At 70.6% G+C, this 22,431-nt stretch carries 20 protein-coding genes and 1 pseudogene; 8 read left to right on the forward strand and 13 right to left on the reverse strand.

The genetic code is table 11. The annotated features are described in order from the left end of the window. Positions 1–10 precede the first annotated feature (10 nt). The 6 genes from QFZ64_RS08905 to QFZ64_RS08930 form a co-directional block, all read right to left on the reverse strand. On the reverse strand, positions 11–1,282 hold the full coding sequence (locus QFZ64_RS08905; RefSeq protein WP_307064118.1) for a cysteine desulfurase: 1,272 nt from the start codon (positions 1,280–1,282) through the stop codon (positions 11–13). Further along, positions 1,279–2,043 carry a Fe-S cluster assembly ATPase SufC gene (sufC, locus tag QFZ64_RS08910; RefSeq protein ID WP_307064119.1) on the reverse strand — a complete coding sequence of 255 codons (765 nt, stop codon included), beginning with the start codon at positions 2,041–2,043 and terminating at the stop codon, positions 1,279–1,281. Before sufC ends, QFZ64_RS08905 begins: the two co-directional genes overlap by 4 nt. Positions 2,044–2,050: 7 nt before the next feature. Continuing rightward, a complete protein-coding gene (locus QFZ64_RS08915; protein WP_307064121.1) occupies positions 2,051–2,368 on the reverse strand; it encodes a non-heme iron oxygenase ferredoxin subunit in 318 nt (105 codons plus the stop codon). Next, positions 2,365–3,546 carry a Fe-S cluster assembly protein SufD gene (gene sufD, locus QFZ64_RS08920; protein WP_307064124.1) on the reverse strand — a complete coding sequence of 394 codons (1,182 nt, stop codon included), beginning with the start codon at positions 3,544–3,546 and terminating at the stop codon, positions 2,365–2,367. The genes QFZ64_RS08915 and sufD overlap by 4 nt, the downstream gene beginning before the upstream one ends. A gap of 89 nt (positions 3,547–3,635) precedes the next feature. Beyond that, entirely contained in the window at positions 3,636–5,057 is a 1,422-nt protein-coding gene (gene sufB / locus QFZ64_RS08925) for a Fe-S cluster assembly protein SufB (RefSeq protein WP_307064125.1), read from the reverse strand. Then, positions 5,054–5,776: a metalloregulator ArsR/SmtB family transcription factor gene (locus QFZ64_RS08930; RefSeq protein WP_307064127.1), complete on the reverse strand. Its 723-nt coding sequence runs from the start codon at positions 5,774–5,776 to the stop codon at positions 5,054–5,056. Before QFZ64_RS08930 ends, sufB begins: the two co-directional genes overlap by 4 nt. A 352-nt stretch (positions 5,777–6,128) precedes the next feature. On the opposite strand from QFZ64_RS08930, the gene QFZ64_RS08935 reads away from it, so the two are divergent. From QFZ64_RS08935 to QFZ64_RS08945, 3 genes are all read left to right on the forward strand, one after another. After that, positions 6,129–7,052: an ABC transporter ATP-binding protein gene (locus tag QFZ64_RS08935; protein ID WP_307064129.1), complete on the forward strand. Its 924-nt coding sequence runs from the start codon at positions 6,129–6,131 to the stop codon at positions 7,050–7,052. A 53-nt stretch (positions 7,053–7,105) separates the two neighbouring features. Further along, the gene (locus tag QFZ64_RS08940) at positions 7,106–7,822 is read left to right on the forward strand and encodes an ABC transporter permease (protein ID WP_307071622.1); all 717 of its coding nucleotides are present in this window, start codon (positions 7,106–7,108) and stop codon (positions 7,820–7,822) included. A 75-nt stretch (positions 7,823–7,897) separates the two neighbouring features. Then, positions 7,898–8,902 (forward strand): heme A synthase, encoded by a 1,005-nt coding sequence (locus QFZ64_RS08945; RefSeq protein WP_307064132.1) that lies wholly within the window; start codon positions 7,898–7,900, stop codon positions 8,900–8,902. 124 nt (positions 8,903–9,026) lie between these two features. On the opposite strand, the gene QFZ64_RS08950 is transcribed toward QFZ64_RS08945, so the two are convergent. The 3 genes from QFZ64_RS08950 to QFZ64_RS08960 form a co-directional block, all read right to left on the reverse strand. Then, positions 9,027–10,133, reverse strand: coding sequence for an amidohydrolase family protein (locus QFZ64_RS08950; RefSeq protein ID WP_307064134.1), 1,107 nt, complete (start codon positions 10,131–10,133; stop codon positions 9,027–9,029). A 158-nt stretch (positions 10,134–10,291) separates the two neighbouring features. Beyond that, positions 10,292–10,687 carry a hypothetical protein gene (locus QFZ64_RS08955; RefSeq protein WP_307064135.1) on the reverse strand — a complete coding sequence of 132 codons (396 nt, stop codon included), beginning with the start codon at positions 10,685–10,687 and terminating at the stop codon, positions 10,292–10,294. A gap of 95 nt (positions 10,688–10,782) precedes the next feature. Beyond that, the gene (locus QFZ64_RS08960; protein WP_307064137.1) at positions 10,783–11,784 is read right to left on the reverse strand and encodes a heme o synthase; all 1,002 of its coding nucleotides are present in this window, start codon (positions 11,782–11,784) and stop codon (positions 10,783–10,785) included. 319 nt (positions 11,785–12,103) lie between these two features. On the opposite strand from QFZ64_RS08960, the gene tkt reads away from it, so the two are divergent. The 5 genes and pseudogenes from tkt to pgl all read left to right on the forward strand — a co-directional run bounded on the left by tkt (position 12,104) and on the right by pgl (position 18,702). Next, the gene (gene tkt, locus QFZ64_RS08965) at positions 12,104–14,191 is read left to right on the forward strand and encodes a transketolase (protein ID WP_307064139.1); all 2,088 of its coding nucleotides are present in this window, start codon (positions 12,104–12,106) and stop codon (positions 14,189–14,191) included. A 34-nt stretch (positions 14,192–14,225) separates the two neighbouring features. Continuing rightward, on the forward strand, positions 14,226–15,344 hold the full coding sequence (gene tal, locus QFZ64_RS08970) for a transaldolase (protein WP_307064141.1): 1,119 nt from the start codon (positions 14,226–14,228) through the stop codon (positions 15,342–15,344). Positions 15,345–15,348: 4 nt separating this feature from the next. Further along, a pseudogene (gene zwf / locus QFZ64_RS08975) lies at positions 15,349–16,880 on the forward strand (glucose-6-phosphate dehydrogenase). Further along, complete coding sequence (gene opcA, locus QFZ64_RS08980; RefSeq protein ID WP_307064143.1) at positions 16,877–17,923, forward strand: glucose-6-phosphate dehydrogenase assembly protein OpcA; 1,047 nt, start codon at positions 16,877–16,879, stop codon at positions 17,921–17,923. The pseudogene zwf and the gene opcA overlap by 4 nt, the downstream one beginning before the upstream one ends. After that, entirely contained in the window at positions 17,920–18,702 is a 783-nt protein-coding gene (gene pgl / locus QFZ64_RS08985; RefSeq protein ID WP_307064145.1) for a 6-phosphogluconolactonase, read from the forward strand. The genes opcA and pgl overlap by 4 nt, the downstream gene beginning before the upstream one ends. Before the next feature lie 162 nt (positions 18,703–18,864). Here the strand turns inward: pgl and pgi are convergent, their stop codons facing one another. The 4 genes from pgi to tpiA form a co-directional block, all read right to left on the reverse strand. Continuing rightward, a complete protein-coding gene (gene pgi / locus QFZ64_RS08990) occupies positions 18,865–20,517 on the reverse strand; it encodes a glucose-6-phosphate isomerase (RefSeq protein ID WP_307064147.1) in 1,653 nt (550 codons plus the stop codon). A 276-nt stretch (positions 20,518–20,793) separates the two neighbouring features. Beyond that, a complete protein-coding gene (locus tag QFZ64_RS08995) occupies positions 20,794–21,129 on the reverse strand; it encodes an RNA polymerase-binding protein RbpA (protein WP_010352468.1) in 336 nt (111 codons plus the stop codon). Positions 21,130–21,300: 171 nt separating this feature from the next. Next, positions 21,301–21,537, reverse strand: a complete 237-nt coding sequence (secG, locus tag QFZ64_RS09000) for a preprotein translocase subunit SecG (RefSeq protein ID WP_307071623.1) — start codon at positions 21,535–21,537, stop codon at positions 21,301–21,303. Between the two features lie 111 nt (positions 21,538–21,648). Continuing rightward, on the reverse strand, positions 21,649–22,425 hold the full coding sequence (tpiA, locus tag QFZ64_RS09005) for a triose-phosphate isomerase (RefSeq protein ID WP_307064163.1): 777 nt from the start codon (positions 22,423–22,425) through the stop codon (positions 21,649–21,651). Positions 22,426–22,431: the final 6 nt, after the last annotated feature.

The following is a 22,431-nucleotide window of genomic DNA, read 5'->3' on the forward strand; positions in this document are numbered from 1 at the left end:
CCTCAGCCCTTCATCCGAAGAAGTTCCGTACGTGCTCCAGACCGTCGATCAGCGCGTCGACCTCACCCGGTGTGGAGTACAGATAGAACGACGCTCGCGTGGTCGCGGGAATTCCGTACCGCAGGCAGACGGGGCGCGCGCAGTGGTGGCCGACACGTACCGCGATGCCCTGCTCGTCGAGGACCTGGCCCACGTCGTGCGGGTGGATGTCACCCAGCGTGAACGAGATCGCGGCGCCGCGGTCCTCGGCCGTGGTGGGGCCGATGATCCGCAGGTCGGGGACCTCGAGCAGCCGCTTGACCGCGTACTCGGTCAGTGCGTGCTCGTGGGCGAGGACCTTGTCCATGCCGATCGAGTTCAGGTAGTCGATCGCCGCGCCGAGGCCGACCGCCTGGGCGATCGGCGGGGTGCCCGCCTCGAACTTGTGCGGGGCGGGGGCGTAGGTCGAGGAGTGCATCGACACCGTCTCGATCATCTCGCCACCGCCGAGGAACGGAGGCAGGTCCTCCAGCAGCTCCTGGCGGCCCCACAGCACACCGATGCCGGTCGGACCGCACATCTTGTGGCCGGTGAAGGCCACGAAGTCGGCCTGGAGGGCCTGGACGTCCAGGGGCATGTGCGGGGCGGCCTGGGAGGCGTCGACGCAGACCAGGGCGCCGACCTCCTGGGCGCGCCGGACTATCGCCTCGACCGGGTTGAGCGTGCCGAGGATGTTCGAGACCAGCACGAAGGAGACGATCTTCGTCTTCTCGGTGATGATCTCGTCGATGCGGGAGAGGTCGAGCCGGCCGTCGTCGGTCAGCCCGAACCACTTCAGCTTCGCGCCCGTGCGCTGCGCGAGCAGCTGCCACGGCACGATGTTGGAGTGGTGCTCCATCTCCGTGATGACGATCTCGGTCTCGTGGTCGACCCGGTAGGGCTCGTCGGCCCAGCCGAGCATGTTGGCCACGAGGTTGAGCGACTCGGAGGCGTTCTTGGTGAAGATCACCTCGTCGCGGCTCGGGGCGTTGATGAACGCGGCGACCTTGTCGCGCGCGCCCTCGTACAGCGCCGTGGCCTCCTCGGCGAGCACGTGCACACCCCGGTGGACGTTGGCGTTGTGCTGCTCGTAGTACTCGTCCAGGGCGTCGATCACCTGGCGCGGGGTTTGCGAGGTGGCCGCGTTGTCGAGGTAGACGAGCCTGCGCCCGTCGTGGACCTGGCGGTCCAGGATCGGGAAGTCCTTGCGGAGCGCCTCGCCAAGAAGATCGGACTCGGTGAGGAGGCCCGGCAGCTGCGTCACGCTGATACGCCACCCTTCGTGTATGCCTCGTAGCCCTCTTCCTCCAGCTTGTCGGCGAGTTCGGCGCCGCCGGACTCGACGATGCGGCCCGCGGAGAAGACGTGTACGAAGTCGGGCTTGATGTAGCGCAGGATGCGCGTGTAGTGCGTGATCAGCAGGGTGCCGACCTCGCCGGTCTCGCGGACGCGGTTGACGCCCTCGGAGACGATGCGCAGGGCGTCCACGTCGAGGCCGGAGTCGGTCTCGTCGAGGATGGCGACCTTCGGCTTGAGCAGTTCGAGCTGGAGGATCTCGTGGCGCTTCTTCTCACCGCCGGAGAAGCCCTCGTTGACGTTGCGCTCGGCGAAGGAGGAGTCCATGTGGAGGCGCTCCATGGCCTCCTTGACCTCCTTGACCCAGGTGCGCAGCTTGGGGGCCTCGCCGCGGACGGCGGTGGCGGAGGTGCGCAGGAAGTTGGAGACGGAGACTCCGGGGACCTCGACCGGGTACTGCATGGCGAGGAAGAGGCCGGCGCGGGCGCGCTCGTCGGCGGACATCTCCAGGACGTCCTCGCCGTCGAGGGTGACGGTGCCACCGGTGATCGTGTACTTGGGGTGACCCGCGAGGGAGTAGGCGAGGGTCGACTTGCCGGAGCCGTTGGGGCCCATGATGGCGTGCGTCTCGCCCTGCTTCACGGTGAGGTCGACGCCCTTGAGGATCTCCTTCGTGGCGTTGTCGGCCTCGACGGTGACGTGCAGGTCTCGGATTTCAAGCGTTGCCATGGGTGCCTCAGGACTCCTGGGTGAGGGAGACGAGCACGTCGTCCCCTTCGATCTTTACGGGGTATACGGGGACGGGACGGGTCGCCGGAAGACTGTCGGGCTTTCCGGAACGGAGGTCGAAGCGCGAGCCGTGCAGCCAGCACTCGATGTGGCAGTCGTCGACCTCGCCCTCGGAGAGCGAGACGTTGGCGTGCGAGCAGATGTCGTGGATCGCGAACACCTCGCCCTCGGTGTGCACGAGGGAGACGGGCGTGCCGTCGAGTTCCACCCGCTTGGGGGTGTCCTCCTCCAGCTCGCTCAGTCCGCAGGCGCGTACGAAGGTCATGCGACCGACGCCTCCAGCTCCTCCTCGATCTTCGCGAGCAGGCGCTCCTCGATGTCCGGGACACCGATCTGCTGCACGAGCTCGGCGAAGAAGCCCCGCACGACCAGCCGGCGGGCGTCGATCTCGGGGATGCCGCGGGACATCAGGTAGAAGAGCTGCTCGTCGTCGAAGCGGCCGGTGGCGGAGGCGTGGCCGGCGCCGACGATCTCGCCGGTCTCGATCTCCAGGTTCGGCACCGAGTCGACGCGGGCGCCGTCGGTGAGGACCAGGTTGCGGTTCATCTCGTAGGTGTCGGTGCCCTCGGCCCTGGCCTCGATGAGCACGTCACCGATCCACACGGCGTGCGCGGCCTCGCCCTGGAGGGCGCCCTTGTACACGACGTTGGACTTGCAGTGCGGGGTGTTGTGGTCGACCAGGAGGCGGTGCTCGTGGTGCTGGCCCTTGTCGGTGAAGTACAGGCCGATCAGCTCGGCCTCGCCGCCGGTGCCGGCGTAACTGACACGCGGGTGGATGCGCACCAGGTCTCCGCCGAAGGTGACCACGATGTGCCGGAAGGACGCGTCCCGGCCCACCAGGGCGCCCTGCTGGGAGGCGTGGACGGCGGTGTGGTCCCAGTCCATGACGGTGACGACGGTGAGCTTCGCGCCGTCCCCGACGACGTACTCGACGCCCGCCGCGCGCACGGTGTCGCCGGTGTGGTCGATGACGACGGTGGCCTCGGCGAAGGCGCCGAGTTCGAAGACGGTGTGCCCGTAGGTCACGCCGCCCTCGCCGTGCAGGGCCAGGCGGACCGGTTCGGTCAGCACGGTCTCCTTGGGCACGGTGACGATCGTCGCCTTCTCGAAGGCGGAGTAGGCCTGGGCCGCGACCCGGTCGACGGGGGCTCCGGCCCGGCCGAGCCGGGCGTCGTCCCGCGCGACGGTCTCGACGCGCACGCCGTCGGGTACGGAGATCTCCGCCTTGATCGAGCCGTCGGCGACGGCGGTGCCGTCGTGCAGCCCGCGCAGGCGTTCGAGGGGGGTGAAGCGCCACTCCTCCTCACGGCCGTGCGGGACGGGGAAATCCGCGACGTCGAAGGACGGCGGCGCGCTCATGCGCGTGGCGACGGTCGACTCGGCGGCCACCGCGATCGAACCGGCGGTGGTGGATCCCACCGGGTTGTTGTGGGCCTCGGCCATGGCTGTCGTCGTGCTCTCTTCCTGCGTGTTGTCGTTTTCCGCGGCCCGCCCGGAAGGGCGGGCCGGCGGCTGTGCGCGGGGGCGGCGGATCAGCCGACCGCGCCCTCCATCTGCAGCTCGATCAGCCGGTTGAGCTCCAGCGCGTACTCCATCGGCAGTTCCTTGGCGATCGGCTCGACGAAGCCGCGCACGATCATCGCCATCGCCTCGAACTCGGTCAGGCCGCGGCTCATCAGGTAGAAGAGCTGGTCCTCGGAGACCTTGGAGACGGTCGCCTCGTGCCCCATGGACACGTCGTCCTCACGGACGTCGACGTACGGGTATGTGTCGGAGCGGGAGATGGTGTCGACGAGCAGGGCGTCGCACAGCACGTTCGACTTGGAGCCGGAGGCGCCCTCGCCGATCTCGATGAGGCCGCGGTAGGAGGTGCGGCCGCCGCCGCGGGCCACGGACTTCGACACGATGTTGGACGACGTGTTCGGGGCCATGTGGACCATCTTGGCGCCCGCGTCCTGGTGCTGGCCCTCGCCCGCGAAGGCGATGGAGAGGGTCTCGCCCTTGGCGTGCTCGCCCATCAGGTACACGGCGGGGTACTTCATCGTCACCTTGGAGCCGATGTTGCCGTCGACCCACTCCATGGTGGCGCCCTCGTAGGCGACGGCGCGCTTGGTGACCAGGTTGTACACGTTGTTCGACCAGTTCTGGATGGTCGTGTAACGGCAACGGGCGTTCTTCTTGACGATGATCTCGACGACCGCGCTGTGCAGCGAGTCCGACTTGTAGATCGGCGCCGTGCAGCCCTCGACGTAGTGCACGTAGGCACCCTCGTCGACGATGATCAGGGTCCGCTCGAACTGGCCCATGTTCTCCGTGTTGATACGGAAGTAGGCCTGGAGCGGGATCTCGACGTGCACGCCCTTCGGCACGTAGATGAAGGAGCCGCCGGACCACACCGCGCTGTTCAGCGAGGCGAACTTGTTGTCGCCGACGGGGATGACGGTCCCGAAGTACTCCTTGAAGAGCTCGGGGTGCTCCTTCAGCGCCGTGTCGGTGTCCAGGAAGATGACGCCCTGCTCCTCCAGGTCCTCGCGGATCTGGTGGTAGACGACCTCCGACTCGTACTGCGCGGCGACACCGGCGACCAGGCGCTGCTTCTCCGCCTCCGGGATGCCGAGCTTGTCGTAGGTGTTCTTGATGTCCTCGGGCAGGTCGTCCCAGGACTCCGCCTGCTTCTCCGTGGAGCGCACGAAGTACTTGATGTTGTCGAAGTCGATGCCCGACAGGTCCGAGCCCCAGTTCGGCATGGGCTTCTTCTCGAACAGTCGCAGGCCCTTCAGACGCAGCTTCGTCATCCACTCCGGCTCGGACTTCTTCGCCGAGATGTCGCGGACGACGTCCTCGTTGATACCGCGCTTCGCAGAGGCGCCGGCCGTGTCGGAGTCGGCCCAGCCGTATTCGTACTTGCCCAGGCCCTCGAGTTCGGGGTGAGCAGTCTCCGTGGGGAGCGTCATGCGGGGTTCCTCCCGGCCGTGCGTGCGGTTGCTTGGTGAGAAATCTTGGGGATGAACGTCGTGCAGACGCCGTCGCCGTGCGCGATGGTCGCCAGTCGCTGCACGTGTGTACCCAACAGTTGCGAGAACACTTCTGTTTCCGCCTCGCAGAGCTGCGGGAACTGTTCCGCGACGTGGGCGACCGGGCAGTGGTGCTGGCAGAGTTGCTCGCCGTGCTGCGGGAGGGGCGCACTGCGTGCGGTGGCAGCGTACCCGTCCGCGCTCAGCGCCCTGGCCAGGGCCTCGGTCCGCTCCTCGGGGCCGGCGGCCTCGATCGCCGCGCGGTACGCGGCCGCCTGCTCGGCGATCCGGGCGCGGGCGAAGGCGACGACCGCCTCGTCGCCGCCGAAGCGCTCCCGGATGAACCGGAGCGCGTCCGCGGCGAGCTGGTCGTAGGACTGGTCGAAGGCGTCCCGGCCGCAGTCGGTCAGGGCGAACACCTTGGCGGGACGGCCCCGGGTGCGCGCGCCGTAGACCCGACGCTCACGGGCCTCCACGACGTTGTCCGAGACCAGCGCGTCGAGGTGGCGGCGCACGGCGGCCTGGGTGAGGCCGAGGCGGCCGGCCAGCTCGGCGACGGTCGAGGGGCCGTGGTCCAGGATGGAGCGCGCGACGCGGTTGCGGGTGGACCGCTCACCGGTCGCGAGTTCCTCCTGCGGAGCCTCGCCGACGTATTTCACAACGCCATTGTTGCGTAATTCGCCGGGCCCGGGCAAGCGAGGGCCCTCCGGGCGGGTGGTGGGCTGGATCACTTAGGCCTGCCTAATTCGACCTGGGGAAACAGTGCGGGGTGTTGTGGGTGCGTGCCCGGGAGCGGACCGGCGGGGGCCGTTCGCGCGGTTCCCCGCGCTCCTTGAAAGCGGGGGTGCCGCCTGCTTCCAGGGGCGCGGGGAACCGCGCGACGAGCCACAACGCGACCCGCACCCGCCGAACCACAGCTCCCCCCGACCCGGAAGGCGACCGGAGCCAGAGGTCAACCCCTCCCCCCACCCCCGCGCGAAGCGCACCCCGCACGAACCTAGACTTCGCCTCATGCGAAGCGACCCGGTCGTCCAGGTGCGCGCCCTGGTGAAGCGGTACGGCGCCAAGACCGCCGTCGACGGTCTCGACCTCGTGGCCCGCCCCGGCGTCACCGCCGTACTCGGTCCCAACGGTGCGGGCAAGACCACCACCGTGGAGACCTGCGAGGGCTATCGCAGACCCGACTCCGGGACGGTCCGCGTCCTCGGCCTGGACCCGGTGCGCGAGGGCGCCGCGCTGCGCCCCCGGATCGGCGTGATGCTCCAGTCCGGCGGCGTCTACTCCGGCGCCCGCGCCGAGGAGATGCTGCGCCACGTCGCGAGACTGCACGCCCACCCGCTGGACGTCGACGCCCTGATCGAGCGGCTCGGCCTCGGCTCGTGCGGCCGTACGAGCTACCGGCGCCTCTCCGGCGGCCAGCAGCAGCGCCTCGCGCTCGCCATGGCTGTCGTCGGCCGCCCGGAGCTGGTCTTCCTCGACGAACCCACCGCCGGCCTGGATCCGCAGGCCCGCCGCGCCACCTGGGACCTCGTCCGGGACCTGCGCGCCGACGGCGTCTCCGTCATCCTCACCACGCACCACATGGACGAGGCCGAACAACTCTCCGACGACGTGGCCATCGTCGACGGCGGCCGGGTCGTCGCCCAGGGTTCCCCCGAACAGCTGTGCCGCGGCGGCGCGGAGAACACCCTGCGCTTCACCGGCCGCCCGGGCCTCGACGTCGGCTCGCTGCTCAAGGCGCTGCCCGCCGACTGCTCGGCCGCGGAGCTGACGCCCGGCTCCTACCGGGTCGCCGGCAAGATCGACCCGCAACTGCTGGCCACCGTCACCTCCTGGTGCGCGCAGGCCGGGGTGATGCCGGACCGCATCTCGGTCGAACGGCACACCCTCGAAGACGTCTTCCTGGAGCTCACCGGCAAGGAGCTGCGCTCGTGACCACCGCCACCGGCACCTACGCCCCGAAGCCCGGCGCGGCCCCGCTGCCGCGCATGATCGGGGCACAGGCCGTGCTCGAGACGAAGATGCTGCTGCGCAACGGCGAGCAGTTGCTGCTGACCGCCGTCATCCCCACGCTGCTGCTGGTGCTGTTCGCCTCCGTCGACATCGTCGACACGGGTGCGGGCGAGGCCGTCGACTTTCTGGCGCCCGGCATCCTGGCGCTCGCCGTGATGTCGACGGCCTTCACCGGGCAGGCCATCGCCACCGGCTTCGAGCGGCGTTACGGCGTCCTGAAGCGGCTCGCCGCCTCCCCGCTGCCCCGCTGGGCCCTGATGACCGCCAAAACGCTGTCCGTACTGGTGACCGAGGCGCTCCAGGTGGCCCTGCTGACGGCGATCGCCCTCGCGCTCGGCTGGTCGCCGCACGGCGATCCGGGCGCGGTGCTGCTCCTGCTGGTGCTGGGCACGGCCGCGTTCTCCGGGCTCGGGCTGCTGATGGCGGGCACGCTGAAGGCGGAGGCCACCCTGGCCGCCGCCAACCTGGTCTTCCTGCTGCTGCTCGTCGGCGGCGGCGTGATCGTCCCGCTGGACAAGTTCCCGGGCGCCGTCCAGGACGTGCTCGCCCTGCTGCCGATCTCGGCGCTCTCGGACGGGCTGCGGGACGTGCTGCGGGACGGTGCCGGGATGCCGTGGGGCGATCTCGGGATCCTGGCCGTCTGGGCGGTCGTGGGGCTCGCGGCGGCCGGGCGATTCTTCCGCTGGGAGTAGCCGGCCGCGAGGGTGACAGGAGGCACACCCGGTGAGGGCGCCCCTCGTGAAACCGTGCACAAGCAGCCGCCTACCATGGTGCCCGTGCCCAAGCTGACCCACGCGGAGGCCGTGCAGGCCGTACGCAACCCGCTCGCCTTCATCGCCGCACGCTGGACGCCGTCCCCGCGGACCGTCCGGCGGGCGGCCTTCTTCGCGCTCGCCATGACGGTCGTGCTGGTCGTCACCGGTGGCGCGGTACGGCTCACCGGCTCCGGGCTCGGCTGCCCCACCTGGCCCAAGTGCACCGACGACTCGCTCACCACCACCAGTGCGATGGGCTTCCACGGTGTGATCGAGTTCGGCAACCGCATGCTCACGTACGTGCTGTGCGCGGCGGTCGGCTGGGCGATCATCGCGGCGCGGGCCGAGAAGCCGTGGCGGCGGAGCGTGACCCGGCTGGGCTGGGCGCAGTTCTGGATCGTCATGGGCAACGCGGTGCTCGGCGGCATCGTGGTCCTGGTCGGCCTCAACCCGTACACGGTCGCGGCGCACTACCTGCTGACCTCGGCGCTCATCGGGGTGGCCACCGTGATGTGGCAGCGCACCCGGGAGGGTGACGGGGCGCCCCGGCCGCTGGTCGGCGCGGCGGTGCGGCAGCTCGTCTGGTTCCTGGTCGTCGCGTCGGTGGTGCTGCTCGCGGTGGGCACGGTGGTGACCGGGGCGGGGCCGCACGCGGGGGACTCCAGCGACGTGAAGCGGATGCCACTGGACTGGGAGACGGTCAGCAAGCTGCACGCGGTGCTGGCGTGGATCGTGGTGACGCTGACGTTCGCGTTGTGGTTCGTGCTGAAGGCGGTCGACGCGCCGCGGGGTCCGCTGGCGCGGACCCGGGAGCTGTTCGTCGTACTGCTGTGCCAGGGCGTGGTCGGTTACGTCCAGTACTTCACGAATCTTCCCGAGGCCCTGGTGGGGGCGCACATGCTGGGGTCCGCGGTGATGTGGGTGGGGGTGCTGAGAGTGCACCTGTCGCTCCGCGAGCGCCCACCCGCCGCGGCCGACCTGCCGGCCGGCACGGCGACGACGCTCACGAGCGCGTAACCCGCGGATTTCTTCCTCGCCCCCGCCGCCCCCGCCCTTTCCGTCCCGGGGGGACCGCCCCCTGACCCCCAAAAGATCGCGCGGTTCCCCGCGCCCCTGTCAGGGGTCGCGGGGAACCCTTCGGTCACCCCACGCCGTACACCCGCACCGCGTTCCCCGCCGCGATCAACCCCGCCACCCGTTCCGCGTCCGCCCACGCCCACGCCCCCTCCCCCACCCATGCCCCCAGCACCCTCCCGAGCGCCTCCCGGAACAACCGCGCCCCCACCACGTGCAGCTCGGGCAGCGCCCGCCCCCCGCTGGAGAACAGCAGCTTCCCGAACGGGGCCAGTTCCAGCACCTCCGCGAGGACCGCCGCCGCCCGCGCCCCGGTCCGCACGAGCGCCGCCCCCAGGTCGGCGTAGACGTGCGGGAAGATCCCCGCGAGATGCGCGGCCTGCCGGTGGTACGGGTAGCCGTGCAGCAGCACCAGGTCGGTACCGAGCCCCACCGTGGCCCGCGCGAACTCCGCGAGCAGCCCGGGATCCACGCCCCGTGCGGCCGGCCCCGCCCCGTCCAGCCCCGCGTGCAACTGCAGCGGCCGTCCCGCGGCCACCGCCATCCACAGCAGGTGCCGCAGCAGCACCGGGTCGGACAGCGCGTCCCCCACCCCGCGCCCGCCGAGCCAGCGTGCGGCGGCCCCGCGCACCTCCCCGGGCCCGGGCGGCTCCGGAGTGAGCGCCAGCCCGTGCCGGAGCCCCGTCGCCGAGGTGAACGCAACCGCGTGCTCGGCGGCGGCGTGGACGGCCTCGGCGAGGCCGGCGAGGAAGGACTCCACCGTCCCGGAGGTGTCGGCGACCTGCTCCGCGAGCGGTTCGAGCCGTACGATCTCGTGCGCCTCGGCGTTCCCGGCCAGGGCCATCTCGCCGGGCCCGGTGAGGTCCCCCGGCAGTCCGGTGTCGACGAGGTAGGTGGTGATGCCGCTGCCCCGCAGCAGCAGCCGTCCGGCCTCGAGGGCGCCCAGTTCGCGCCGCCGGGCGAGATAACGGGCGGGAGGGCAGTGCGGCTCCAGGCCGAGCAGGGGCGGGCACCAGCGGCGGACGGCGAAGCCCGTCTGGGTGTCGAAGAGGGTGGTGCCGGCGGCGGGCGGACCCTCGGTACGGGCGAGCTGGGCCTCGAAGGTGCCGAGGCCCAGCTCGGTGCGGAGGACGCCGTGGCAGTGCTGGTCCACCAGTGACGGCGTTTCGATCATGCGGGCTCCCCCGGCGACTGGACCGTTCCTCTTGAGGTCCTAACGGCCGAGGGGCCCGGACGGGTGCGCTCCGTGCCGGGGGCGCCCACCACGGGCACGCCCCGCGAGTACGCCCCCACGGGCACGTCGCGGAGGCGGCGGGGCGCCCGCGTCCGACGTCAGCCGTTGCGGGGGCCGTTGCGGGGCCCGCCCACCTGGATCCCGGCCATGCGCGACCACTCGTAGCGGCCGGTGCGCACCCGGCCCGCGAGTTCGCCGTCGAACGCCTCCCGCACGGTGAGGCCGGCCGCCGTCACCGCCCGCTCGGCGAGCGCGTGCGTCGGCGCGACGAGGTCTCCCCAGCCGCCGTCCGCGCCGACGAGGACGATGCGGGCGCCGCGCTGCCCGAGGTACGCGATCTGCCCCTCGGCGCCGCCGTGCGCCTTGGCGAAGGCACCGATCTCCTTGGCCAGCCGGTTCGCCCGGCGGGCGTCGCGGGCGGCGCGCCGGGCGTCGGTGGAGCCGCCGTCCTGCTGGGTCTCGTCTGCCGTCTCGTTCGCCGTGTCGTCTGCCATGGCCAGGATGCTACCGGCGGGTAGCGACAACGGCGACGGGCGGGCCCGTGGTCTTGCCCACGCGCCCGCCCGTCGCCGTCAGGAACAGCGGCCGCCTACCGCAGGAAGGGGTCCACCGCGACCGCCACGAAGAGGATCGACACATAGGTGATGCTCCAGTGGAACAGACGCATCTCCTTCAGCTTCGCGCCCGCGACCCCCGCCTTCGCGCGGTTCATCAGCGCGTGCGCCTCCCACAGCCACATGCCGCCGGCCACCAGGGCCACCACCAGGTAGAACCAGCCGGTGTACCCGAGAGGGGTGAGCAGCAGGGACGCGCCGACCATCACCCAGCTGTAGAGGACGATCTGCCGGGCGACCACCTTGTTGGAGGCGATGACCGGGAGCATGGGCACGCCCACGCGGGCGTAGTCGTCCTTGACCTTCATGGAGAGCGGCCAGTAGTGCGGCGGCGTCCAGAAGAACATCACCAGGAAGAGGACGATCGGCGCGTAGGACACCGTATTGGTGACCGAGGACCAGCCGATCAGCACCGGCATGCAGCCCGCGATGCCGCCCCACACGATGTTCTGCGAGGTGCGCCGCTTGAGGATCATCGTGTAGACGACGACGTAGAAGAGGAGTGCGCCGAGCGCCAGCCAGGCGGAGAGCCAGTTGACGGTGAGGCCGAAGAGCAGCGTCGAGACGACCGCGAGGCCGATGCCGAAGACCAGGCACTCCCAGGGCCGGACGATGCCGGTGACCAGCGGCCGCTTCGAGGTGCGCTCCATGAGGGCGTCGATGTCACGGTCGATGTACATGTTCAGCGCGTTGGCGCCGCCCGCGGACAGATAGCCGCCGAGGCAGGTGAGCAGGACCAGCTTGAGGTCCGGCACACCCTGCTGGGCGAGGAACATCACCGGGACGGTGGTGATCAGCAGCAGCTCGATGATCCGCGGCTTGGTCAGCGCCAAGAACGCCTTCGCGCGGGCTCCGAACGGTCGCCGGCCACGGTTGCTGCCTGTCCCCGGTTCCCCCGCAGCCTCGACGGTGCGGGTGGTACCCCCATCCGCTGGTCGGGATTCGACGGCCGTCACGCACACCCCTGACATGGACATCAAAGCGAGCCATACCCGCACCAATGGCGGGTAAAGGACTCGCGCGTACCACGCCACTTTAGACGTTGCCCCTCTTTCACTCCGCGCGGGGGTGTCCGTGCGGAGCACCCCGCCCGACCTCCGCGTCGAGCACTCGGGTGACGCGGTCCGTATGGAGGGGGCGAAGGGCGGGAATCGCCCGGCCCCGCAAGGGCTCCGGGGACAGTCCCGGCATCCGGGACGAGTCGAAAGAACGCACTACCTCCAGGGGTAGGCTCATCACGGCCGGTACGCGCCGCGTGACCGGCATTCGACATGTGGAGAGGAGCCCTGACCCAGGGTGAGCACCAAGCCGACCACCACAGACCTCGAGTGGACCGAGTGGGACCAGCGGGCCGTGGACACCGCCCGTGTCCTGGCCGCCGATGCCGTACAGAAGGTCGGAAACGGCCATCCGGGTACGGCGATGAGCCTGGCACCGGCCGCCTACACCCTCTTCCAGAAGGTGATGCGGCACGACCCCGCGGACACCGACTGGGTGGGCCGCGACCGTTTCGTGCTGTCCGCCGGCCACTCGTCCCTGACCCTCTACATCCAGCTCTACCTCGCCGGCTTCGGTGTGGAACTGGACGACCTCAAGTCCTTCCGGACCTGGGGCTCGAAGACCCCCGGCCACCCGGAGTACGGCCACACGGCGGGCGTGGAGACCACGACCGGTCCGCTGGGCCAGGGCGTGGCCAACGCCGTCGGCATGGCGATGGCCGCCCGCTACGAGCGCGGCCTGTTCGACCCGGAGGCCGCCCAGGGCGACTCCCCCTTCGACCACTTCATCTACTGCGTCGCCGGTGACGGCTGTCTGCAGGAGGGCATCTCGGCCGAGGCGTCCTCGCTGGCCGGTCACCAGAAGCTGGGCAACCTGATCCTGCTGTGGGACGACAACCACATCTCGATCGAGGGCGACACGGAGACCGCCGTCTCCGAGGACACCGCCAGGCGGTACGAAGCCTACGGCTGGCACGTGCAGCGGGTGGAGCCCAAGGAGAACGGCGACCTGGACCCGCAGGCGATCTTCGCCGCCGTCCAGGCCGCCAAGCAGGTCACCGACCGGCCCTCGTTCATCGCGATGCGCTCGATCATCGCCTGGCCGGCCCCGCACGCGCAGAACACCGAGGCCGCGCACGGCTCGGCGCTCGGCGCGGACGAGGTCGCGGCCACCAAGCGGGTCCTGGGCTTCGACCCGGAGAAGAGCTTCGAGGTCGCCGACGAGGTCCTCGCGCACACCCGCAAGGCCCTGGACCGGGGCGCCGAGGCGAAGGCCGCGTGGGACAAGGGCTACCGGGCCTGGCGCGAGGCCAACCCCGAGCGGGCCGCCGACTACGACCGGATCGCCACGGGCGAGCTCCCGGCCGGCTGGGAGAGCAAGCTCCCGGTGTTCGAGCCGGGCAAGGGCGTCGCCACGCGTGCCGCCTCCGGCAAGGTGCTCCAGGCGCTCGGCGCGGTGATCCCGGAACTGTGGGGCGGTTCCGCCGACCTCGCGGGGTCGAACAACACCACGATCGACAAGACCAGCTCGTTCCTGCCCAAGGGCAACCACCTGCCGGAGGCGGACCCTTACGGCCGCACGATCCACTTCGGCATCCGCGAGCACTCCATGGCCGCGGAGATGAACGGCATCACGCTGCACGGCAACACCCGCGTCTACGGCGGCACGTTCCTCGTGTTCTCCGACTACATGCGCAACGCCGTGCGCCTGTCGGCGCTGATGCACCTGCCGGTGACGTACGTGTGGACGCACGACTCCATCGGTCTGGGCGAGGACGGCCCCACCCACCAGCCGGTCGAGCACCTCGCCTCGCTGCGCGCGATCCCCGGTCTCAACGTCGTACGCCCGGCGGACGCCAACGAGACCGCGCTCGCCTGGGCGGAGATCCTGCGCCGGTGGACCAAGGAGTTCGGCAAGGGCGCCCCGCACGGCCTGGCGCTGACCCGGCAGGGCGTGCCGACGTACGAGGCCAACGAGGACACGGTGAAGGGCGGTTACGTCCTGTTCGAGGCCGACGGCGGCACGCCCGAGGTCATTCTCATCGCGACCGGCTCCGAGGTGCATGTAGCGGTCGAGGCGCGGGAACGGCTTCAGTCGGAAGGTGTTCCGACCCGGGTGGTGTCCATGCCGTCGGTGGAGTGGTTCGAGGAGCAGGACCAGGGGTACCGGGAATCGGTGCTGCCCCCGTCCGTGAAGGCCAGGGTCGCCGTGGAGGCGGGGATCGGACTGACCTGGCACAAGTACGTCGGGGACGCCGGCCGCATCGTCTCGCTGGAGCACTTCGGCGCGTCCGCCGACGCCAAGGTCCTCTTCCGCGAGTTCGGCTTCACTGCCGAGAACGTGGCCGACCAGGCTCGGGAATCACTCGCCGCCGCCCGGCGCTGACGCTCATATACGACACGTAGGAGATGCAATTTCCATGACAGACGCACTCAAGCGCCTCTCCGAGGAAGGCGTGGCGATCTGGCTGGACGACCTGTCGCGCAAGCGGATCACGTCCGGCAACCTCGCCGAGCTGATCGACCAGCAGCACGTAGTGGGCGTCACCACCAACCCGTCGATCTTCCAGAAGGCCATCTCGCAGGGCGACGGCTACGACCAGCAGCTCTCCGACCTCGCGTTCCGCAAGGTCACGGTCGAAGAGGCCATCCGCATGATCACGACGGCGGACGTCCGGGACGCCGCCGACATCCTGCGCCCGGTCTTCGACGCCACCGACGGCCAGGACGGCCGGGTCTCCATCGAGGTCGACCCGCGCCTGGCCCACAACACCAAGGCGACGGTGGCCGAGGCCAAGCAGCTCGCCTGGCTGGTGGACCGTCCCAACACGCTCATCAAGATCCCGGCCACCCGCGCGGGCATCCCGGCGATCACCGAGACGCTGGGCCTGGGCATCAGCGTCAACGTCACGCTGATCTTCTCGCTGGAGCGCTACCGCGAGGTGATGGACGCCTACCTGTCCGGCCTGGAGAAGGCCAAGGAGCGCGGCCTGGACCTGTCGCAGATCCGTTCCGTGGCGTCCTTCTTCGTCTCCCGCGTGGACACCGAGATCGACAAGCGGATCGACGCGCAGGGCACCGACGAGGCCAAGGCGCTGCGCGGCAAGGCCGGTCTGGCCAACGCCCGGCTCGCCTACCAGGCGTACGAGGAGATCTTCTCCTCCGACCGCTGGGCGGCCCTGGAGAGGGCGGGCGCCCGCAAGCAGCGTCCGCTGTGGGCGTCCACCGGCGTCAAGGACAAGGCGTACAAGGCGACGCTGTACGTCGACGAGCTGGTCGCGCCGAACACGGTGAACACCATGCCGGAGGCCACGCTGCAGGCCACCGAGGAGAGCGGCGAGATCCGCGGCGACGCGGTGTCCGGTACCTACGAGCAGGCCCGCGCCGACATCGACGCGCTCGAGAAGATCGGCATCTCGTACGACGAGGTGGTCGAGCTCCTGGAGACGGAAGGCGTCGACAAGTTCGAGGCGGCCTGGAACGACCTGCTCAAGTCGACCGAGGCGGAGCTCAAGCGCCTCGCCCCTTCGGAGGGCTGACCCCTTGACCGCACACGGAGCCAACCCGCTCCGTGACGCCGCGGACCGACGGCTCCCGCGTATCGCGGGGCCGTCGGGCCTGGTCATTTTCGGCGTCACGGGGGATCTGTCGCGCAAGAAGCTGATGCCCGCCGTCTACGATCTGGCCAACCGCGGCCTGCTGCCGCCGGGGTTCTCCCTGGTGGGCTTCGCCCGCCGCGAGTGGGAGCACGAGGACTTCGCGCAGGTCGTGCACGACGCGGTGAAGGAACACGCACGCACTCCCTTCCGCGAGGAGGTCTGGCAGCAGCTCGTCCAGGGCATGCGGTTCGTCCAGGGCACGTTCGACGACGACGAGGCGTTCGAGCGGCTGCGCGGCACGATCGAGGAGCTGGACAAGGCACAGGGCACGGGCGGCAACTTCGCCTTCTATCTGTCGGTGCCGCCGAAGTCGTTCCCGGTCGTCATCCAGCAGCTCAAGAAGCACGGGCTGGCCGACCAGTCCGGCGGTTCCTGGCGCCGCGCGCGGTGATCGAGAAGCCGTTCGGGCACGATCTCGCCTCCGCCGAGGAGCTCAACCGGATCGTGCACGAGGTGTTCGGTTCGGACCAGGTGTTCCGGATCGACCACTACCTGGGCAAGGAGACCGTCCAGAACATCCTGGCGCTGCGCTTCGCCAACCAGATGTTCGAACCGATCTGGAACCGGTCCTTCGTGGACCATGTGCAGATCACGATGGCCGAGGACATCGGCATCGGCGGCCGGGCCGGCTACTACGACGGCATCGGCGCCGCCCGTGACGTCATCCAGAACCACCTGCTGCAGCTCATGGCGCTGACCGCGATGGAGGAGCCCGCCTCCTTCGGCGCGGACGCGCTGGCGGCGGAGAAGACCAAGGTGCTCGGCGCCGTCCGGCTGCCCAGGGACCTGGGCCAGGACACCGTGCGCGGACAGTACGCGGCGGGCTGGCAGGGCGGCGAGAAGGCGGTCGGCTACCTCCAGGAGGAGGGCATCGACCCGAAGTCGAAGACCGACACCTACGCGGCGATAAAGCTCGGCATCGACAACCGCCGCTGGGCGGGTGTCCCGTTCTACCTGCGCACCGGCAAGCGGCTGGGCCGCCGGGTCACCGAGATCGCGGTGGTCTTCCAGCGGGCCCCGCACTCCCCCTTCGACACCACCGCCACCGAGGAGCTCGGGTCGAACGCCATCGTCATCCGGGTCCAGCCGGACGAGGGCGTCACGGTCCGCTTCGGTTCCAAGGTGCCGGGCACGTCGATGGAGATCCGGGACGTGTCCATGGACTTCGCCTACGGCGAGTCCTTCACCGAGTCCAGCCCGGAGGCCTACGAGCGGCTCATCCTGGACGTCCTGCTCGGCGACGCCAACCTCTTCCCGCGCACGGAGGAGGTCGAACTGTCCTGGAAGATCCTCGACCCGATCGAGCGGTACTGGGACACCCACGGCACGCCCGCGCAGTACGCGTCGGGCACGTGGGGGCCGGCCGAGGCCGATCAGATGCTGGAGCGAGACGGACGGAGCTGGCGCCGGCCATGAAGATCGATCTCACCGACACCACGGCCAGCAAGATCAACAAGGCGCTGGTGCAGGGCCGCCGCGCCATCGGCACCCCGGCGGTCGGACTGGTGCTCACCCTCGTCATCGTCACCGACGAGGAGAACGCCTACGACGCGCTGAAGGCCGCCGGCGAGGCCGCGCACGAGCACCCCTCGCGCACGCTGGTCGTCGTCAAGCGGGTCTCCCGCTCGCTCCGGGACCGCACCACGTCCCGGCTGGACGCGGAGGTCCGGCTCGGCGCGGAGGCGGGCACCGGCGAGACGGTGGTGCTGCGGCTGTACGGCGAGGTCGCCGACCACGCCCAGTCCGTGGTGCTGCCGCTGCTGCTGCCGGACGCGCCCGTCGTCGTCTGGTGGCCGGTCAACGCGCCGCTGGACCCGGCCCGCGACCCGCTCGGCGCGCTCGCCCAGCGCCGGGTCACCGACACCTACGCCGCCGAGGAGCCGGTCCGCGAGCTGACCGCCCGCGCCGGCTCCTACACACCCGGCGACACCGACCTGTCCTGGACCCGGATCACGCCCTGGCGCTCCATGCTGGCGGCGGCCCTGGACCAGGTCGCCTGCGAGGTGCAGGCGGTCGAGGTGGAGGGCGAGGAGTCCAACCCGAGCTGCGAGCTGCTGGCGATGTGGCTCGCGGACCGGCTGGACGTGCCGGTGCGGCGCTCGTCGTCCGGTGGCCCCGGCCTCACCGCAGTCCGGATGTCCACCGACTGCGGCCCGATCACCCTGGACCGCGCCGACGGCCGGCTGGCCACCCTCACCATCGAGGGACAGCCGGAGCGGGCGGTCGCGCTCAAGCGGCGCGACACCGCCGAGCTGATCGCGGAGGAGCTGCGCCGGCTCGACCCGGACGACACGTACGCGTCCGCGCTGCGGTTCGGGGTGGAACGGCTGCACGCGGGCAACGCGGGCGCGGCGGACGCCGCGTGGGCGGCGGCGAAGGCGGCCGGGAAGGCCGCCCGAGACGCGTCGGCGGATGCCTCCGCCGGGCCCTCCGGCGAGAAGGAGGCGGCCGCGAAGTGAACGCGCCTCAGCTCGTCGTCCACCGCGACAAGGACCTGATGGCCCAGGCCGCCGCGGCCCGGCTGATCACCAAGGTCGTCGACGCCCAGGCCTCCCGCGGTTCCGCCTCGATCGTGCTGACCGGCGGGCGCAACGGCAACGGCCTGCTGGCCGCGCTCGCCGCCGCGCCCGCCCGGGACGCGATCGACTGGGGGCGGCTGGACCTGTGGTGGGGCGACGAGCGGTTCCTCCCCGAGGGCGACCCCGAGCGCAACGTCACCCAGGCGCGCGAGGCGCTCCTCGACGCGGTGCCGCTGGATCCGGAGCGGGTGCACGCCATGCCCGCCTCCGACGGGCCGTACGGCTCCGACGCGGAGGCGGCGGCCGAGGGGTACGCGGCGGAACTGGCCAAGGCCGCCGGGCCCGAGGACCACGGTGGGGTGCCGGCCTTCGACGTGCTGATGCTGGGGGTCGGCCCCGACACGCATGTCGCCTCGCTGTTCCCGGAGTTGCCGGCGGTGCGGGAGACGGAGCGGACGGTGGTCGGCGTGCACGGGGCGCCGAAGCCGCCGCCGACGCGGGTCTCGCTGACGCTGCCGGCGATCCGGGCGGCGCGTGAGGTGTGGCTGCTGGCGGCGGGGGACGACAAGGCGGGCGCGGTGAGGATCGCGCTGTCGGGCGCGGGCGAGATCCAGGCGCCGGCGGCCGGGGCGTACGGCACGGCCCGCACCCTGTGGCTCCTGGACGAGCCCGCGGCCTCCCGACTCCCCCGCTCCCTGTACCCCCCGGCGTCGGCGTAGGCGCCGTACGGAGATTGCGCGGTTCCCCGTGCCCCTGAAAAGGGGCACGGGGCTGTGTCGATATGCGGCTCCGCCGCGTGGGCGCGATCTTTCCGGGGGCCCGGGGGGCCGGAGCCCCCCCGGGGACGGGAAGGGTAGGGGCGGCGGGAGCGAGAAAAAGCCCTACCGCCCGCGCAGCGCCCGGTACTTGGCGACCAGCGCACGACTGGACGCATCCAGCCCCGGCACGTCCGCCCCCTCCGTCAACGCCGGCTCCACCCGCTTCGCCAGGACCTTCCCCAGCTCGACCCCCCACTGGTCGAACGAGTCGATGTTCCACACCGCGCCCTGCACGAACACCTTGTGCTCGTAGAGCGCGACGAGCTGGCCGAGGACCGACGGCGTGAGTTCCCGCGCGAGGATCGTCGTCGTGGGGTGGTTGCCGTGGAACGTCCGTGGCGCCACCTGCTCCTCCGGTACCCCCTCCGCCCGCACCTCCTCCGCCGTCTTCCCGAACGCCAGCGCCTGCGTCTGCGCGAAGAAGTTCGCCATCAGCAGGTCGTGCTGCGCCCTCAGCTCCTCGCCCAGCTCCGCCACCGGCTCGGCGAAGCCGATGAAGTCCGCCGGGATGAGCTTGGTGCCCTGGTGGATCAACTGGTAATAGGCGTGCTGCCCGTTGGTGCCGGGCGTGCCCCACACCACCGGCCCCGTCTCCCACTCCACCGGCCGCCCGTCCCGGTCCACGGACTTGCCGTTGGACTCCATGTCGAGCTGCTGGAGGTAGGCCGTGAACCTCGACAGGTAGTGCGAGTACGGCAGCACGGCGTGCGACTGCGCGTCGTGGAAGTTGCCGTACCAGATCCCCAGCAGGCCCAGCAGCAACGGCACGTTGGACTCGGGGGGTGCGGTGCGGAAGTGCTCGTCGATCACGTGGAAGCCGTCGAGCATCTCGCGGAACCGGTCGGGGCCGATCGCGATCACGAGCGACAGGCCGATCGCCGAGTCGTAGGAGTAGCGGCCGCCGACCCAGTCCCAGAACTCGAACATGTTGGCCGTGTCGATGCCGAAGTCGGCGACCTTCTCCGCGTTCGTCGACAGCGCCACGAAGTGCTTGGCGACGGCGTCCTGACCGGCCTTCAGCTCACCCAGCAGCCAGTTGCGGGCGGAGGTGGCGTTGGTGATGGTCTCGATGGTGGTGAACGTCTTGGAGGCGATGATGAACAGCGTCTCGGCGGCGTCCAGGTCGCGGGTGGCCTCGTGCAGGTCGGCGCCGTCCACGTTGGAGACGAAGCGGACCGTGAGGCCGCGGTCGGTGAAGGCGCGCAGCGCCTCGTAGGCCATCGCGGGGCCCAGGTCGGAGCCGCCGATGCCGATGTTGACGACGTTCCGGATGCGCCGGCCGGTGTGCCCGGTCCACTCCCCGGAGCGGACCCGCCCGGCGAAGTCGGCCATCCGGTCCAGGACTTCGTGCACGGCGGGCACGACGTTCTCGCCGTCCACCTCGATCACCGCGTCGCGCGGGGCGCGCAGCGCGGTGTGCAGGACGGCCCGGTTCTCGGTGGTGTTGACGCGCTCACCGCGGAACATCGCGTCCCGCAGCCCGAACACGTCGGTGGCGGCGGCCAGCTCGCGCAGCAGCCGGAGGGTCTCGTCGGTGACGAGCTGCTTGGAGTAGTCGACATACAGGTCGCCGACCTGGAGGGTGTAACCGGTGCCGCGTGCGGGGTCGGCCTCGAACAGCTCCCGCAGGTGGGTGCTGGCCAGTTCCTCGCGGTGCGTGGCCAGCGCGGACCACTCGGGGGTGCGGTCGAGCCGGGTACGGCTGTCTGCGTTCATCTCGGACTTCCGCCTTCTTCCTTGCCTTGCCTGTGCGTGCCTTGCCCCGCTGCCGGTCCCAACCTAATTGATCAGCGCGGGGAGACGCAGGAGGAGGAGGGTCTCAGGAGGACAGGAAGCAACACCGGCACCGGCACGACGGAAGGTACGGCGGAGCCCGGCCACCGCGCTCGACGCATGCGTGCGAAGGCGGCAGCCGAACATGGCCCGGCCGTCGTTCGCCCGCGCAAAAGGCTCCGGCCAGGCACCCGCCGGATGCCTGGCCGTCTCGTCGCTCTAGATCTCGCCGCGCAGTTTGGCGAGCGCCTCGGCGAGGATCGCCTCGCCGTCCGCGTCGCTGCGCCGCTCCCGTACGTAGGCGAGGTGCGTCTTGTACGGTTCCGTGCGCGGGGGGGCCGGCGGGTTGTCCCGGTCCTGTCCTGCGGGGAAGCCGCAGCGCGGGCAGTCCCACGTGTCGGGGACCTGCGCGTCGCTGGCGAAGCTCGGCTGCGTCTCGTGCCCGTTGGAGCACCAGAAGGAGATGCGCAGACGCGGGGCGGACTCGCCGCGCTCGGCCTCGCCCATCGGCCCAGCCCCGACCCGGCTTCCTCGGATCGCGTTGCCACTTGCCACGGTCGTAACTCCCTGCGTGATGGTGCCGCGAAGCGAGTCGGCGTTCCGCTTCGCTGCGAGCGCCTCAGTCTACGTAAGGCCCAACGCGCGTCCAGTGAGGGGAGTTACCCCCCGGCCCGGAACGCAACCCCATGATAGGCCGCGTCCCAAGGGCTGACCCTTGGCTCCGGACTAGTGATTGCTCTTGATGACCAGAGCGAGCACGACAATGCACGCGAACCAACACAGACCGACCACCACGGTGATGCGGTCCAGGTTGCGCTCGGCGACCGAGGAGCCGCCGACCGACGACTGCATGCCGCCACCGAACATGTCGGAGAGACCGCCGCCCTTCCCCTTGTGCATCAGCACCAGCAGCATCAGCAGCAGGCTGAACACGATCAGGGCGATTGAGAACCCCAGAACCACGGCTGGACCAACTTCCTCGGATGCGAATCGACGACGGGGGCCGGTGGTGTGCGGCACACGGCCCCACCACTGGCCCCCGCAAGGGTACGACGGATCGCCGCTACGGCGTACTCACTGGTCGCGGAAGCGCACGATCTTGACGAATTCCTCGGCGTCCAGCGAGGCACCGCCGACCAGCGCGCCGTCGATGTCGGGCTTCGCCATGATCTCGGCGACGTTGCCCGACTTCACGGAGCCGCCGTACTGGATGCGGACCTGGTCGGCCAGCTCCTGCGAGTACAGCTCGGCCAGCTTGGACCGGATCGCGGCGCACACCTCCTGAGCGTCGTCGGCGCCGCAGACCTTGCCGGTACCGATGGCCCACACGGGCTCGTAGGCGATGACGACGGTGCCGGCCTGCTCGGCGGGGACGTCCTCGAGACCGCCCTCGACCTGGGCGAGCGTGTGCGCGACATGGTTGCCCGCCTCGCGGACGTCCAGTTCCTCGCCCACGCACAGGATCGGGGTGAGGCCGTGCTTGAAGGCCGCCTTCACCTTGGCGTTGACGATCTCGTCGGTCTCGGCGTGGTACTGCCGGCGCTCGGAGTGGCCGACGGCCACGTAGGCGCACTTCAGCTTGGCGAGCAGCGGGCCGGAGATCTCGCCGGTGTAGGCGCCGGAGTCGTGCGCGGAGATGTCCTGGGCACCGTATTTGATCTTGAGGTTGTCACCCTCGACCATGGTCTGCACCGAACGCAGGTCGGTGAAGGGGGGCAGGACGGCGACCTCCACGGCGTCGTAGTCCTTGTCGGCCAGGGCGAAGACGAGCTTCTGGACGTGCGCGATGGCCTCGAGGTGGTTGAGGTTCATCTTCCAGTTGCCCGCCATCAGCGGCGTGCGAGTGGTCATACGGGG

It is taken from the genome of Streptomyces sp. B3I8, assembly GCF_030816915.1.
Taxonomy (GTDB): Bacteria; Actinomycetota; Actinomycetes; order Streptomycetales; family Streptomycetaceae; genus Streptomyces.

Excerpts from the sequence above, each read along its gene's own strand:
- QFZ64_RS08915 (WP_307064121.1), bottom strand. The coding sequence starts at position 2,368 with ATGACCTTCGTACGCGCCTGCGGACTGAGCGAGCTGGAGGAGGACACC.
- QFZ64_RS08955 (WP_307064135.1), bottom strand. The coding sequence starts at position 10,687 with ATGGCAGACGACACGGCGAACGAGACGGCAGACGAGACCCAGCAGGAC.
- QFZ64_RS08940 (WP_307071622.1), top strand. The coding sequence starts at position 7,106 with ATGATCGGGGCACAGGCCGTGCTCGAGACGAAGATGCTGCTGCGCAAC.
- tpiA (WP_307064163.1), bottom strand. The coding sequence starts at position 22,425 with ATGACCACTCGCACGCCGCTGATGGCGGGCAACTGGAAGATGAACCTC.
- QFZ64_RS08950 (WP_307064134.1), bottom strand. The coding sequence starts at position 10,133 with ATGATCGAAACGCCGTCACTGGTGGACCAGCACTGCCACGGCGTCCTC.
- sufD (WP_307064124.1), bottom strand. The coding sequence starts at position 3,546 with ATGGCCGAGGCCCACAACAACCCGGTGGGATCCACCACCGCCGGTTCG.
- QFZ64_RS08935 (WP_307064129.1), top strand. The coding sequence starts at position 6,129 with ATGCGAAGCGACCCGGTCGTCCAGGTGCGCGCCCTGGTGAAGCGGTAC.
- tal (WP_307064141.1), top strand. The coding sequence starts at position 14,226 with ATGACAGACGCACTCAAGCGCCTCTCCGAGGAAGGCGTGGCGATCTGG.
- opcA (WP_307064143.1), top strand. The coding sequence starts at position 16,877 with ATGAAGATCGATCTCACCGACACCACGGCCAGCAAGATCAACAAGGCG.
- pgi (WP_307064147.1), bottom strand. The coding sequence starts at position 20,517 with ATGAACGCAGACAGCCGTACCCGGCTCGACCGCACCCCCGAGTGGTCC.
- sufB (WP_307064125.1), bottom strand. The coding sequence starts at position 5,057 with ATGACGCTCCCCACGGAGACTGCTCACCCCGAACTCGAGGGCCTGGGC.
- sufC (WP_307064119.1), bottom strand. The coding sequence starts at position 2,043 with ATGGCAACGCTTGAAATCCGAGACCTGCACGTCACCGTCGAGGCCGAC.
- QFZ64_RS08945 (WP_307064132.1), top strand. The coding sequence starts at position 7,898 with ATGGTGCCCGTGCCCAAGCTGACCCACGCGGAGGCCGTGCAGGCCGTA.
- QFZ64_RS08960 (WP_307064137.1), bottom strand. The coding sequence starts at position 11,784 with ATGTCCATGTCAGGGGTGTGCGTGACGGCCGTCGAATCCCGACCAGCG.